10 protein-coding genes and 1 pseudogene are annotated in these 14,060 nt (G+C 64.6%); 6 read left to right on the top strand and 5 right to left on the bottom strand.

All coding sequences use genetic code 11. From position 1 onward, the window contains the following. Positions 1 to 55: 55 nt before the first annotated feature. From pilB to Q0907_RS15145, 5 genes and pseudogenes are all read right to left on the bottom strand, one after another. Complete coding sequence (gene pilB, locus Q0907_RS15165; RefSeq protein ID WP_299346388.1) at positions 56 to 1,792, bottom strand: type IV-A pilus assembly ATPase PilB; 1,737 nt, start codon at positions 1,790 to 1,792, stop codon at positions 56 to 58. Between the two features lie 135 nt (positions 1,793 to 1,927). Further along, on the bottom strand, positions 1,928 to 2,257 hold the full coding sequence (locus tag Q0907_RS15160; RefSeq protein ID WP_299346385.1) for a prepilin-type N-terminal cleavage/methylation domain-containing protein: 330 nt from the start codon (positions 2,255 to 2,257) through the stop codon (positions 1,928 to 1,930). Between the two features lie 475 nt (positions 2,258 to 2,732). Continuing rightward, positions 2,733 to 2,825, bottom strand: a pseudogene (locus Q0907_RS15155) (prepilin-type N-terminal cleavage/methylation domain-containing protein); the annotation flags it as partial. 588 nt (positions 2,826 to 3,413) lie between these two features. Continuing rightward, positions 3,414 to 4,817 (bottom strand): sigma-54 dependent transcriptional regulator, encoded by a 1,404-nt coding sequence (locus Q0907_RS15150; RefSeq protein ID WP_299346382.1) that lies wholly within the window; start codon positions 4,815 to 4,817, stop codon positions 3,414 to 3,416. Between the two features lie 201 nt (positions 4,818 to 5,018). Further along, positions 5,019 to 6,641 carry a HAMP domain-containing sensor histidine kinase gene (locus Q0907_RS15145; RefSeq protein ID WP_299346379.1) on the bottom strand — a complete coding sequence of 541 codons (1,623 nt, stop codon included), beginning with the start codon at positions 6,639 to 6,641 and terminating at the stop codon, positions 5,019 to 5,021. Between the two features lie 200 nt (positions 6,642 to 6,841). Here Q0907_RS15145 and sucC point away from each other — a divergent pair, with 200 nt between their 5' ends. The 6 genes from sucC to Q0907_RS15115 all read left to right on the top strand — a co-directional run bounded on the left by sucC (position 6,842) and on the right by Q0907_RS15115 (position 13,935). Further along, positions 6,842 to 8,011, top strand: a complete 1,170-nt coding sequence (sucC, locus tag Q0907_RS15140; RefSeq protein ID WP_296278461.1) for an ADP-forming succinate--CoA ligase subunit beta — start codon at positions 6,842 to 6,844, stop codon at positions 8,009 to 8,011. A 27-nt stretch (positions 8,012 to 8,038) separates the two neighbouring features. Beyond that, entirely contained in the window at positions 8,039 to 8,917 is an 879-nt protein-coding gene (gene sucD, locus Q0907_RS15135) for a succinate--CoA ligase subunit alpha (RefSeq protein WP_056878046.1), read from the top strand. Positions 8,918 to 9,026: 109 nt separating this feature from the next. Further along, on the top strand, positions 9,027 to 9,605 hold the full coding sequence (locus tag Q0907_RS15130; protein WP_299346376.1) for a sigma-70 family RNA polymerase sigma factor: 579 nt from the start codon (positions 9,027 to 9,029) through the stop codon (positions 9,603 to 9,605). Then, positions 9,602 to 10,084, top strand: a complete 483-nt coding sequence (locus Q0907_RS15125; protein ID WP_296278459.1) for a hypothetical protein — start codon at positions 9,602 to 9,604, stop codon at positions 10,082 to 10,084. Before Q0907_RS15130 ends, Q0907_RS15125 begins: the two co-directional genes overlap by 4 nt. A gap of 10 nt (positions 10,085 to 10,094) precedes the next feature. Continuing rightward, entirely contained in the window at positions 10,095 to 10,988 is an 894-nt protein-coding gene (locus Q0907_RS15120) for a DUF4097 family beta strand repeat-containing protein (protein WP_296278458.1), read from the top strand. A 313-nt stretch (positions 10,989 to 11,301) separates the two neighbouring features. Beyond that, complete coding sequence (locus Q0907_RS15115) at positions 11,302 to 13,935, top strand: TonB-dependent receptor (protein WP_299346372.1); 2,634 nt, start codon at positions 11,302 to 11,304, stop codon at positions 13,933 to 13,935. Positions 13,936 to 14,060: the final 125 nt, after the last annotated feature.

The following is a 14,060-nucleotide window of genomic DNA, read 5'->3' as shown; positions in this document are numbered from 1 at the left end:
AAAGGCATCGCGGGCATGGCCCGCTCCTACAGGCGCTTCGGGAGAGGTCGCGATATCAGTCCTTGGTGACGCGATTGATCTCGGCCAGGCTGGTGATGCCGTTGCGGACCTTCAACAGGGCCGACTGGCGCAGGTCGCGGATGCCGACGCGCTGCGCCGCTTCCGCGATCTGCAAGGCGTTGCCGCCTTCCAGCACGATCTCCTGGATCGCTTCGTTCATCGGCATGACCTGGTAGATGCCGGTCCTGCCCTTGTAGCCGCTGGTGCACTCGTCGCACCCCACGGCCTCGTAAACGGTGAAGCCCGAGGCGATCTCGGCCTCGCTGAAGCCTTCGGCCTGCAGTGCCTGCGGCGGCAATTGGACCGGTCGCTTGCACTTGGCGCACAGCCGGCGGGCCAGGCGCTGCGCGATGATCAGTGTCACCGAACTGGTGATGTTGTACGGCGCGATGCCCATGTTCATCAGGCGCGCGATGGTCTGCGGCGCGTCGTTGGTATGCAGGGTGGACAGCACCATGTGGCCGGTCTGGGCGGCCTTGATGGCGATCTCGGCGGTCTCCAGGTCGCGGATTTCGCCGACCATGATGATGTCCGGATCCTGGCGCAGGAAGCTGCGCAGGGCGGCGGCGAAGGTCATGCCGCGCTTGTTGTTCTGCTGTACCTGGTTCACGCCCGGCAGGCGGATTTCCACCGGGTCTTCCGCCGTGGAGATGTTGCGGGTCTCGTCGTTGAGGATGCCCAGCGCGGTGTACAGGCTGACCGTCTTGCCCGAACCGGTGGGGCCGGTGACCAGCACCATGCCGTAAGGCTTCTGGATGGCGTCCTCGAACAGCTTCTGCTGGTCCGGTTCGTAGCCCAGCTTGTCGATGCCCAGCTTGGCCGCGCTGCCGTCCAGGATACGCAGCACCACCTTCTCACCGAACAGCGTGGGCAGCGTGCTGACGCGGAAGTCCATCTGCTTGCTCTTGGACAGGTTCAGCTTGATGCGTCCGTCCTGTGGTATGCGCTTCTCGGCAATGTCGAGTTGCGCCATCACCTTGATGCGCGCGGCGATGCGGTCCTTGAGCTTGGTCGGCGCCTTGGCGACCTGTTTCAGGATGCCGTCCACGCGCAGGCGCACGCGATAATCGGTTTCGTAGGGCTCGAAATGGATGTCCGAGGCACCGCGCTTGATCGCGTCCACCAGCACCTTGTTGACGAACTTCACTACCGGAGTGTCGTCGCCCTTGGCGTCGACCGCGCTCTCGCTGCCACCTTCTTCGTCGCTGGCATCGACATCCAGGCTGTCGAGGCCATCCTCGTCATCACCGAAGTTACCTGACAGCGCATTGGCCGCGTTTTGCCATTGGTCCAGCGTACGTCGCAGCTGGTCCTCGTCCACCAGCACCGGTTCGACGATCAGATTGGTATGGAACTTTATCTCATCCAGCGCGCCATGGCTGCGGGTTGGATCTGCCACACCGACAAAAAGCTTGTTCCCACGTTTGAGCAAGGGTAGTACTTGGTGCTTTTGTAGTAATTCTTCACTTACCAGCTTGATAGCGCTATGCGAGGGATCAAACGCTTGGGTGTCGAGCAGTGGCATGCCGAATTCCATGGCATTGGCTGCCGCCAACTGCGGTGCAGTAACAAGCCGCTTTTCAGCAATCCACTGGGGTAACGGAATTCTCGCCTCTGCGGCATTTACCATGGCGGCACGAGCGGCCGACTCTTCCAGTGCGCCGTCCTGCACTAACCGGCGAGCCAAGCCGGTTATGCCGACCAGATTAGTGGTAGCTGAAACTGCACTCATGAAACTCTCCTCATCAGCGTTGAGCGGCGGCGATAGCTTGACGTCTCCGCACGTTGAATGCGAGCAACATCAGTTATTCCCCCAAAGCTGTGGGTGTGCGATGTTTTGTAGTCTGATGCTTGATATGGGGGCTGCTTACTCAAGCGCGCAATTGCCTGTTTCCATGTCGCAAAGTGTGCGTCTTACGCCAGGCAGCTGAGGTGTGCCTGTAATATCTGCGCCAATCGTTGTAGCCGTGTCCGCTGCGCTGCATGCACCGACCGGCGGTGCATCAGGTGTGTCGCCATTGTGAATTGTTGCTAGCGCGAAGTTTGCATAGCTCTTCATTTCCGCTTGGCAAGCACCCTCAGAGGCGCGAATACGGTAATTATTGTATGCCGGTAGCGCGACGGCGGACAAAATAGCGATGATGGCCACCACGATCATCAGTTCGATGAGCGTAAATCCGCGTGCTTTGGTGAACATGATGACCCCTAAAAATGATTGCCCCAGCAGAATCAATGCAAGGAGTGCGCCAAGAATTCATCTAGGGACCCGGACATTTAGTGTGCGTTTCCCGTAGCGTGATCGACTTCGCAAAAAAATTACGAGATCAAGCGCTTTGTCTTCCCAAGGTCCAACTAAAAAGACCCCGCTTTGGGCGGGGTCTTTATGAAGCACATAGTTGCTGAAACTATTACGGATCCAGCGCGCAGGTCGCGCTGTCCATCTGACAGGTCGTGGTGCGCACGCCGGGGCCGGACGGATCAAAGGTCAGCGTGGTGCCGGCGGTGGTGACCGGAGCGGTCTGCCAAGCAGTAATCGCACCGTCAGCCGCACATGCGGTTGCGGGGAAAGGGAGAACGTTCATTTCCGACTGAGCAGCAGCAACGGCAGAGTTCACCCATGCCTTGGCTTCTGCCTGGCAGGCGCCTTCCGACGAGCGGATGCGGTAGTTGTTATACGCCGGCAGCGCGATCGCGGCCAGGATGGCGATGATGGCGACGACGATCATCAGTTCGATCAGGGTGAAGCCCTGGGCGTTCTTCTTCATGGTATTTCCCCTTTCAGGATTGGCTTGATGGTTTAGGGACACAAGCCCCGTGTCCCTACATGGACCGTGGGCGCCGCGTACAACTGCTTACGACGCGTGCAGGGATGTAGAGCAGGATGCGTGCCAACTTCTGATACCCCCAGTGATTCCCCCACACGTCCCCGGGAGGAAACCCCTGACACCGAAGTCGGGCGGGACTATCGCATCATTCCTTTGCGTTGTGTATCGGGAAGTGCGGCCAATGCCGGCCCGGGTCACAGATTGCGCGATTGGCCGGAAAAAGGGGGTGACCGCCAAATAGCTGACGCCCCCTTGGTGAGATGACCTGCCGCGTCAGCAAGTGACGCGTTGCGTCACCCGGGTCACTGTGGGATGCGGCGCACATTTGAGGGTACATACATATATATAGCGTGTGACCGCCGCCATCGTCGCTCCATGCCCTGCAAGAGCGGGCCATGCCCGCGATGCTTTTCCGGCGCTATCGGGCAAGCGCATCGCGGGCATGGCCCGCTCCCGCAGGGGTCATCGGTGATCGGCCGGTGTCATCGTCCGATGGCGCGCATGGACCGGGCTGTCGCCCGGCACGGCCTACTCCATCCCCAGCTTCTTCAGCTTGTAGCGCAGGGCGCGGAAAGTGATGCCCAACTGGGCTGCGGCCTTGGTCTTGTTCCAGCGGTTCTCTTCCAGCGCCTTCTGGATGGCCGCGCGCTCCAACTGCTCGATGTAGTCGGGAAGGGCGCCACCGGCGGCCGGGTCCACGTCCATCGCGCCGGGCGCGTCACCGATCACCTCGCCGGGACTGAACTCGCCGCCGAACTTCTTGCCGGCGGGCGCCTGCGGCAGGTACAGGTCGTCGATCTCGATGCTGTGGCCCTCGGACATGGCCAGCGCGCGTTCCAGGATGTTCTCCAGTTCGCGCACGTTGCCCGGGAACGGGTAACGGCCCAGGGCCTCCATCGCTTCCGGCGACACCGATGGCGCCATGCGTCCGTGCTGGGCGGCCAGCCGATCGAGGATGGCGCTGGTCAGCTGCGCCAGGTCGCCGGTGCGTTCGCGCAGCGGCGGCACGCGAAGCTCGATCACATTGATGCGGTAGTACAGGTCGTGGCGGAAGCGGCCATCCGCCGCCAGTTCGCCCAGGTCCTTGTGGGTGGCCGACAGGATGCGCACGTCGACCAGCACCTCACCGGACGCACCCACCGGGCGCACCGCCTTTTCCTGGATCGCGCGGAGCAGCTTCACCTGCATCGGCAGCGGCAGCTCGGCCACTTCGTCGAGGAACAACGTGCCGCCGTTGGCGGCCTGGAACAGGCCCTGCTTGTCGGCGTGGGCCCCGGTGAAGCTGCCCTTCTTGTGGCCGAAGAACTCACTTTCCATCAGCTCGGCCGGGATGGCGCCGCAGTTGACCGGGATGAAGGGACCGGCCGCGCGCGCGCCCTGTTCGTGGATGGTGCGGGCGACCAGCTCCTTGCCCGTGCCGGACTCGCCCATGATGTAGACCGGCGCCTGGCTGCGGGCGACCTTGCCGATGGTCTCGCGCAGGCCATCCATCGCGGCCGACCCCCCGAGCAGGCGGCTGGCCTGTTCCGGCGGTGGCGGGGGCGGCGGGGCGCGTTCGCTGTTGTTCAATTCCAGCGCGTGCTTCACCAGCCCGCGCAGTACGGTCAAGTCGACCGGCTTGCTGACGAAGTCGAATGCGCCGGCCTTCAGGGCCTCCACCGCCAGTTCGATGTTGCCGAACGCGGTGATCATGGCGACCGGCGTGGCGGGGTAGTTGCGCGAGATCTCGCCCACCAGGTCGATGCCGTTGCCGTCGGGCAGCCGCATGTCGGTGAAGCAGAGGTCGTAGGTGTTGCGGCCCAGCAGCTCGCGGGCCTCGCCGAGATTGGCGGCGGTATCGATGCGCAGGCCCATGCGGCCCAGCGTCAGTGTCAGCAGTTCTCGGATGTCGCGTTCGTCATCGACGATCAGGGCGCTACGGCTTTGATTCATGCATTCCCCCTCATGCCCCTGTGCCGGCAGTGTACCGAGTGAATGTTAAACATGGTAGGCGAGACCCCTACAGGATGCCCGCCACATGAGCGCTTGTCTTTGTAGGAACGGGCCATGCCCGCGATGCTTTTCACGGATGGCCCCAACAAGCAAGAGCATCGCGGGCATGGCCCGCTCCTACAAAGCCCTGCGTCCTCTCGGCTAGGCGGGCAACAGGGCGTGCGGACCGGGCAGGGTGACGCGGAAGCAGGCGCCGCCGCCGGGGACCGGGACATATTCCAGCGTGGCCTGGTTGGCGCGGCACAGTTCGCGGGCGATGTAGAGGCCCAGGCCGGTGCCGTGCTCGGACGTGGTGAAGAACGGTCGGAACAGCTGCGCCGCCACGGCATCCGGAATGCCGGGGCCTCGGTCCATCACGTCCAGCGTCGGGCGGCCTTCGGCATTGAACACGCGCACGCGGATGCGCGCGGATTCGCCCGGCAGGCGGCCGTAGTTCAGTGCGTTCTGCACCAGCACAGTCACCACCTGCTGCAGGTGGCGCGGGTCGACCAGCGCAGGCACCGGCTTGGCGCCGATGATGGTTTCCAGCGTGTCGGTCTCGATGGAAAGGGTCTGCTGGTAGTCGTCGACGAAGCGGCGTACGAAGGTGTTGAGGTCCACGTGCTCGGGCGTGGCGCGCTCGCGCCGGGCCAGGCCCAGCACGCTCTCGACGATGCCGTTGGTGCGCTGGCATTGCTGGTGGATGATCTGCAGCAGGCGGCGATCGCCGTCGTTGACGTGCGGGGATTCCTCCAGCAGCTGCACCGCGTAGTTGATCGCGGCCAGCGGGTTGCGGATCTCGTGCGCCAGGCTGGCGGAGAAGCGGCCCAGCGCGGCCAGCGTCAGCGATTCGGCGCGGCGCGACACCACCGTGGCGTCGTCCAGGAAGATCAGCGATATCTCGCTGTCGGCCAGCAGGCGGGCGAAGCGCGGCTGCACTTCCGGCTGGTCGGGGGTCAGCTGCATCGGGGTTTCGTCGGTCTGCCAGCCGTTGCGCCAGCGCTGCAGACGACGGGCCAGCTCCGGCGCGGCGTGCAGCAGCGACACGCCCTTGCCGTCGGCGCCTGCGCCGTCGCCGCCATCGCCGAGCAGCAGGCTGGCGGCTTCGTTGGCCAGCTTGATGTGGTTTTCGGCATCGACCACCAGCACGCCGGTGCGCATGCGGCGGATGATCAGTTCGTTGACTTCGAACAGGTTGGCGACCTCTTCGCCGCGCTTGTCGGCCAGCGCCTGGCTGTTGCGCGCCTTCTGGCCGGCCTGGTGCGCCAGGTAGGCCAGCGCCAGGTAGCTCACCGCGAACATGATGACTTCCGCCAGCGAGCGGCTGGCGTTCTGGTCGTGGAACAGGGTGAAAAGGTACTCGCCGAACAGCCCGGCGATGGCCATCAGCGCCACTACCAGCGCCATCCGGGTGTTGGGCAGCAGCAGGGCCGCGGCCGACACGTTGAACAGCAGCATCATCGCCACGCCGGCCGTGGCGGTGGGCAGGGCATGGGTGATGAGCGCGGCGACCGCGATGTCCACGCAGACGCTCGCGAAGACGATCCACACCAGCCAGCGCACGCTGCGGCCGATGAAAAGCAAGGCCAGGGCCAGCACCAGATAGGCAATCGCGACGCCCATGCCCAGCGCTTCGTGGCGGGGCTGGCCAAGCACTTCGCCCAGCGGGCTGAACATCAGCGCGGCCAGGATGCCGGCTTCCAGCACGCGGTAGAGGGCGAAGAAATACAGTTCGCGGCGCGGAACCGATTCGATGCGGGACAGGAGCGACTGGGCCTGGCGCAAACGCGTACTTCCCCTCTAGCGAGGCCCCCAGTATAGGCATGACGGCCCCCGCGTGGCCCAGAGAGGCCTTTTCCACCAAAGGCTTAGACCCGAGGTTTTGCGCCCCCCGCTCCGGTCAGCGACAATAGGGGGCTCGCCCAGCCGCCGCCGTCACGGCCCCGGCCCGGGCGGTGTCTTCTGTTCCCTACCCACGGTGACGCATGAATTTCCACGAATATCAGGCCAAGCAGCTGCTGGCCGAGTACGGCATCCCGGTCCCGGCCGGCAAAGTCGCCGCCACGGCGGACGAAGCGGTCGCGGCCGCGCAGTCCCTCGGCAACGGCCCCTGGATGGTCAAGGCCCAGATCCACGCGGGCGGTCGCGGCAAGGCCGGCGGCGTCAAGTTCTGCAAGACCGTCGATGACGTGAAGGCGGCCGCCGGCAAGATGCTGGGCACCAAGATGGCCACCTACCAGACCGCCGGCGTCGAACTGCCGGTCAACCTGGTGCTGGTGACCACCGCCGGCGAGATCGTCAAGGAGCTGTACCTGTCGGTGCTGGTCGACCGCGGCACGCGCACCATCACCTACATCGCCTCGTCCGAAGGCGGCGTGGAGATCGAACAGGTCGCGGCCGAGACGCCGGAGAAGATCCACACGCTCAACGTCGACTTCGTCGAAGGCGTGCAGCCGTACCAGGGCCGCGAGTTCGGCTTCAAGATGGGCCTGACCGCCAAGCAGGCGGGCCAGTTCGCCAACATCATGGTGAACCTGTACCGCATCTTCAACGAGAAGGACCTGGCGCTGGTCGAGATCAACCCGCTGGCGATCCTGGACGACGGCAACCTGTACGCGCTGGACGGCAAGTTCAACAGCGACGACAACGCCGCGTTCCGCCACAAGGACCTGGTCGCCATGCGCGACAAGAGCCAGGAAGACGAGACCGAAGTGCTGGCGTCCGAGATGGACATCAACTACGTGACCATGGACGGCAACATCGGCTGCATGGTCAACGGCGCGGGCCTGGCCATGGCCACCATGGACGTCATCAAGCTCAACGGCGGCGAGCCGGCGAACTTCCTCGACGTGGGCGGCGGCGCCAACAAGCAGCGCGTGATCGAGGCCTTCAAGCTGATCCTGTCCTCGGACAAGGTCGAGGGCATCTTCGTGAACATCTTCGGCGGCATCGTCCGCTGCGACATGATCGCCGAGGGCATCATCGCCGCGGTGAAGGAAGTGGGCGTCAAGGTGCCCGTGGTCGTCCGCCTGGAAGGCACGAACGTGGAAGAAGGCAAGCAGCTGCTGCGCGACAGCGGCATGGCCATCATCCCGGCCGACAACATCAACGACGGCGCCAAGAAGGTCGTTGAAGCGGTCAAGGCCGCCGCCTAATCCACGTCACCGAACCAGGAATCTTCCATGAGCGTTTTGATCAACAAGAACACGAAGGTGATCGTGCAGGGCTTCACCGGCCAGCAGGGCACCTTCCACGCCACCCAGATGATCGAGTACGGCACCCAGGTGGTCGGCGGCGTGACCCCGGGCAAGGGCGGTACGACCCACATCGACCTGCCGGTGTTCGACACCGTCGCCGATGCCGTCAAGAGTACCGGCGCCGATGCGTCTGTCATCTACGTGCCGCCGCCGTTCGCGGCCGATGCGATCCTCGAAGCGGCCGCGGCCGGCATCAAGGTCATCGTCTGCATCACCGAGGGCATCCCGGTGCTGGACATGCTGCGCGTCAAGAACGTGCTGACGCGTGCCCATCCGGACACCGTGCTGGTCGGTCCGAACTGCCCCGGCGTGATCACGCCGGGCGAGTGCAAGATCGGCATCATGCCGGGCCACATCCACATGCCGGGCAAGATCGGCATCGTCTCGCGCTCGGGCACGCTGACCTATGAAGCGGTCAAGCAGACCACCGAAGTGGGCCTGGGCCAGTCGACCTGCATCGGCATCGGCGGCGACCCGATCAACGGCCTGAACTTCGTCGACTGCCTGAAGCTGTTCAACGAAGACCCGCAGACCGAAGGCATCATCATGGTCGGCGAGATCGGCGGCGACGCCGAGGAAGCCGGCGCCGAGTACATCAAGCAGTTCGTCAAGAAGCCGGTCGTGGGCTTCATCGCCGGCGCGTCGGCCCCGGCCGGCAAGCGCATGGGCCATGCCGGTGCGATCGCCAGCGGCGGCAAGGGCACGGCGGAAGGCAAGTTCGCGGCCATGGAAGCCGCCGGCGTCACCACCGTCCGTTCGCCGGGCGACCTGGGTGCCGCCATCGCGGCCCGCCTGAAGAAGTAAGTCGCGCCCCTCCGGGCCGATCGGAAAGCCGCCCTGGGGCGGCTTTCTTTTTTGGGGCCGCCTAAACCCTTTCGCTTCCCCCGGCATCCCATTCCGTATGCTGACCGCCGTGATCGAACCCCTCGCCGAGACAAACGCCGCCGATGACGGTGCCGCGCTGGACACTGCGCTGGCGCGGGCCGCCGCCGGAGGCGACGCCAAGGCATTCGAAGCGCTGTACCGCCGCCACGCCGGCCGCGTGCATGGCGTCATCGTCCGGCTGGTGGGCAGCCATGGCGTGCGTGCCGAGGATCTTGCGCAGGAGGCGTTCGTACGGGCGTGGCAGGCGCTGCCGGGTTTCCGTTTCGAAAGTGCCGTCGGCACCTGGTTGCACCGCCTGGCCGTCAACACGGCACTGATGGAACTGCGCAGCCGCCGCAACGGTCCGCGCTTCGACGACGATGATGAAGCGCTGGACAGCCTGGGGCTGGCCGACAGTGCGGGCCATGGCACGGCGTTGTCGATGGACCTGGAGCGCGCCGTCGCCACGCTACCGCCGCGCGCACGCGCCGTGCTGGTGCTGTACGACGTGGAAGGCTTCAAGCACGAAGAGATCGCCGCCGAGCTGGGCATGGCGGTCGGCAGTTCGAAAGCCCAGTTGCACCGAGCGCGCCAGTTGCTGCGCGAGCGTCTAGGAGTTGCCGCATGAACCCGCATGATCTTCCCCCGTCGACCGACGACGCGCTGCGTTGGCAGCTGCGCGCGATGCGCCAGGACCTGCCGCCGTCGCGCGACCTGTGGCCGGACATCGCTGCCCGGATCGCTACCGTGCCGCAGCACGCGGCCGCCCGTCCGCGCCGCACGCGGCTCGCGCCGTTCGCACTGGCGGCGTCGGTGCTGCTTGCGGTGACGGTAACGTGGCAGCTGCAGCGCGCGCCGACCGGGGATGCGCTCATCCAGCGCGAAGCGGCCGCACTGACCCGCGACTACACCGGCGCGCTGGCGCAGCTCGACCGCCAGGTGACCGCGTCGCCGGAGATCGCGCCGGCGTTGCATACGCTGGATGAGAGTGCCGCCCAGATCCGCCATGCCATCGCGACCGAACCCAATGCGCACTTCCTGCTCGACCAGTTGCGCCGTACCTACGCCCGCCGCCTGGAGCTGACCCAGCGCGCGGCCATGACCTGAGGAGTTCCCCATGCGCATCGCTTCCCTTTCCCTGTTGCTGGCCACCGCCCTGTGGGCGCCCGCCGTCCTGGCGCAGACCGCCATCAACGAAACCCGACCGCTCGATGCCCGCGGGCGCGTCGACATCAGCAATCTCAAGGGCCGTATCGACGTGCGTGGCTGGGAGCGCAACGAGGTGCAGATCACCGGCACGCTGGGCAAGGGCGTGGAGCGGCTGGAGGTGGATGGATCGGGATCGCAGGTGAACATCGAGGTGCGCTATCCCAAGCGCAGCTGGGGGAGCGACGACAGCGGACCCACCCGGCTGGTGGTGATGGTGCCGCTGCGCGCCGACCTCGACATCGAATCGGTCGCCGCCGACGTGGACGTCACGGGGGTCGCGTCCGGCGAGCTGTCCATCAGCACCGTGAGCGGCAGCGTTTCAGCCGCGGCGGCGCCCCGCAAGGCGGATGTCGAAACCGTCAGCGGCAACGCCAACCTGACGCTCAACAGCGATGACGTGGGCGTGGCCACCGTCAGCGGTGCGATCGTGTTGCGGGGGCGCCTCGGCGGCGAGATCGATGCGGAAACGGTGTCGGGCCGCATCGAGGTGATCGTCAACGAACAGCAGGTGCGTGACTTGAGCGCCAGCACCGTCAGCGGTCGCGTGGACGTGCGCACCGGCCTGGCACCGGGCGGCGAAATCAGCATGGAATCGGTCAGCGGCAATCTGATGCTGCGCCTTCCCCAGGACGTGTCCGCGCAGGTCAGCGGCGAAAGTTTCAGTGGTTCGCTGAAGGCGACCGGCGTGAGCATCGAGAAACGGCGTGGCCCTGGCAGCAGCTTCAGTACCCGCTACGGCAGCGGCAGCGGTCGCGTCACCGTCGAGACGTTTTCCGGCAGTGCAGAGGTCCGCGTCGAATAGCCACGGGCGTCTGACGCGACCCACACGATGGCGTCGCGTTGTCGAAGCTGAACAGGGAGGGCGCCATCGGGCGCCCTTCTTCGTTGCGCCGCAATCCGACGGATGGTCGTACGTGCGCGAGAAAAAGGTTTCGTAAGTAACTGATGAGGCTAAAAAAAACGAAATTCTTCCGATAAATCATCGGGTTCTTTTCATCGCCGTAAAATTTACGTTATGCTCTGGGCACCAGTCGCGCAGCATTCATGCGTCTGAACCATTGGCCCGGGCCGCGAGGCTTTGGCTTTTCAGTGAACATTTGGAGAGAGAGCCTCTAATGACCAACCTCAAGAAGCTGCCCAACGCAATCCAGTTTGCGTTGTTCGCCAGCGCAACATCGCTGGCAGCGGGCAATGCATTCGCCCAGGAAGCCGCGAGCCCCGATTCGGAAGCCAAGACCCTCGACCGCATCGAAGTCACGGGTTCGCGCATCAAGCGTGCGGAAATCGAAGGCGCGCTGCCCGTCACCGTCATTTCCCGTGAGGCCATCGAGGTCAGCGGCAAGACCACGGTCGCGGACCTGCTGCAGAACTCCACCTTCAACTCGTTCGGTTCGAACAAGCCGGCGTCCGGCTCCTCGGCCCAGTCGATGTCCGAGCTCAGCCTGCGTGGCCTCGGCGGCGGTCGCAGCCTGATCCTGATCGACGGTCGCCGTCTGCCGCTGTCGCCGCAGTTCAGCGAAGCCGGCTCCGACCTCAACTCGATCCCGCTGGCTTCGGTCGAGCGCGTCGAAATCCTGACCGACGGCGCGTCGGCCATCTACGGTGCCGACGCGATCGGCGGCGTGGTCAACATCATCACCCGCAAGGACTTCAACGGCGTTGAAGCCAGCATCGGCGTGGGCCAGGCCCAGAACGGCGGCGACACCGAGTCCGGTTCCGTCGTGTTCGGCATCTCCGGCGACCGTGGCCGCCTGCTGGGTGGCGTGTCGTACGCAAACCGCGACATCTCCTACATCCGCGACCTGCCGTGGATGGAAGGCCGTCGTGGTCCGTCGTCCAACGCGAACAACTACTACAGGCCGGCGACCAACCCGATCACGGGCCGCGTTACCCCGGGTACCATCATCTCCGCAGTACCGGGTGGCTGTACCAACCCGGGCTTCTGGTTCGACACCGCACCCGCCGTCGACGTTTGCCGTTACGACTACAACCTGGTCGCGGCGGACACCGCTTCGCTGGAGCAGAAGGGTCTGTTCCTGCGTGGTGACTACCAGATCAACGACGACTGGACCGTCTACCTGAACTCCAGCGTCACGCGCGTCAGCAGCTTTGGCCGCTTCGCGCCGACGCTCGCGGATTCGGGCATCTTCATCCCGGCGGCGTCGCCGAACAACACGACCGGTCAGGACGTGGTGTTGAAGCACCGTTTCGCTGCGGTCGGTCCGCGCGACAACTTCGACGACACCAACACCTACGACACCAACCTTGGCTTCAACTGGCAGGTAAGCGATACGGTGGCGGTGGAGTTCGGCCTGCGCCGCGCCGAGTCGAAGTTCCTTTCGCTGGGTCGCAACTACGTCAACATCCCGATCGCCACCGCGCTGATCCAGAGTGGCGAGTACGACATCTTCAACCCGATCGGCAATCCGCAGGAAGTGCTGGATGCGGTTCGCGCCACGATCGGTCGTGATGGCCTCTTCAAGGAAGACGAAGTCTACGCCAACGCCACGTTCGACCTGTTTGAACTGTCCGGCGGTACCTCCGGTCTGGTCGTTGGTGCGGAGCACCACAAGCAGGAATTCGCCGACATCTACGACGCGCAGTCCGAAGCCGGCAATATCGGTGGCTCGTCGGGCAACTCGAGCTCCGGTAGCCGCAACTTCTCGTCGGCCTACTTCGAGTGGCTGATGCCGTTCACCAGCACCTTCGAAGTCGACCTCGCGGCGCGTTACGACACGTACTCCGACTTCGGCAATTCGTTCGTTCCGAAGGTCTCGTTCCGCTATCACCCGATCGACAGCCTGACCCTGCGCGCGAGCTACGGTGAAGGTTTCCGCGCTCCGCCGCTGACCCTCCTGAACTCGAAGGATGCGTTCTCGGCCGATAGCGTCGTCGATGCTCCGACCGCGCTCGCCTATGGTCAGCCGGCCGGTTCGACGCTGCAGATCGATGGCCTGCGTGTGGCCACCCCCGGTCTGCAGGCGGAAGACTCCAAGCAGTGGAGCGCGGGCGTGGTGTGGGATCCGACCGACTGGGCCAGCCTGAAGTTGGACTACTACAACATCAAGCTCACCAACACGATCCGCTTCTTCTCGGCTCAGACCGTCATCAATCGCGAGCGTAGCGGCGCCTTCCTGCCGTCGAACCTGTACAGCGTGCGTGATCCGGCCAACGGCGCGCTCCTCCAGGTGCGTGCGGGTTATGCCAACGAAGGCTTCACCAACACGGACGGCTTCGACTTCAATGCGACAACGCGCTTCGACCTGGGTGCGTTCGGTTCGTTGAGGAACAACCTCAACGTGAGCTGGATCAACAAGTTTGAAACGGGCGGCCCGAACTCCGTCACGACGGACTTCGTCAACACGACCGATCAGCCTCAGTGGCGCGCCAACCTGGTCAACGAGTGGGAGAAGGGCGACTTCTCGCTGGCGTGGACCATCAACGCGATGGACCAGACCGTCTCGTACACCGAAGACTACCTGGTCAACGACCTGGGCTACACCTGCCAGGACGTGGTCGACTTCGGTTACCTGATCTCCAACTGCGGCGACAACAAGCCGTACATCACCCACGACCTGGCGGCGACCTACAAGACGCCCTGGAACGGCCGCTTCACCATCGGTGCGATCAACGTGACCGACAAGAAGCCGCGTCTGGACCAGCTGGGCTTCACCCCGCCGTACTACCAGAGCGCCCTGTACTACGGTATCGGTCGCGAGATCTACTTCCGCTACACCCAGAGCTGGTAATCCACAGCTTGCAGTAAGTCTTGGAGGGGCCCCGCAAGGGGCCCCTTTTTTTGGCTATTTGCAAAATGTGGTTGGAACAGAGCCAGAGGTCAGCCCAGCTCTCCTGAGTCGGACAGCTCCACCAA

Source organism: uncultured Pseudoxanthomonas sp., assembly GCF_947498795.1.
GTDB lineage: Bacteria > Pseudomonadota > Gammaproteobacteria > Xanthomonadales > Xanthomonadaceae > Pseudoxanthomonas_A.
Note: the sequence above shows the minus strand (reverse complement) of the source record. Positions and strands in the feature narration are given on the sequence as shown.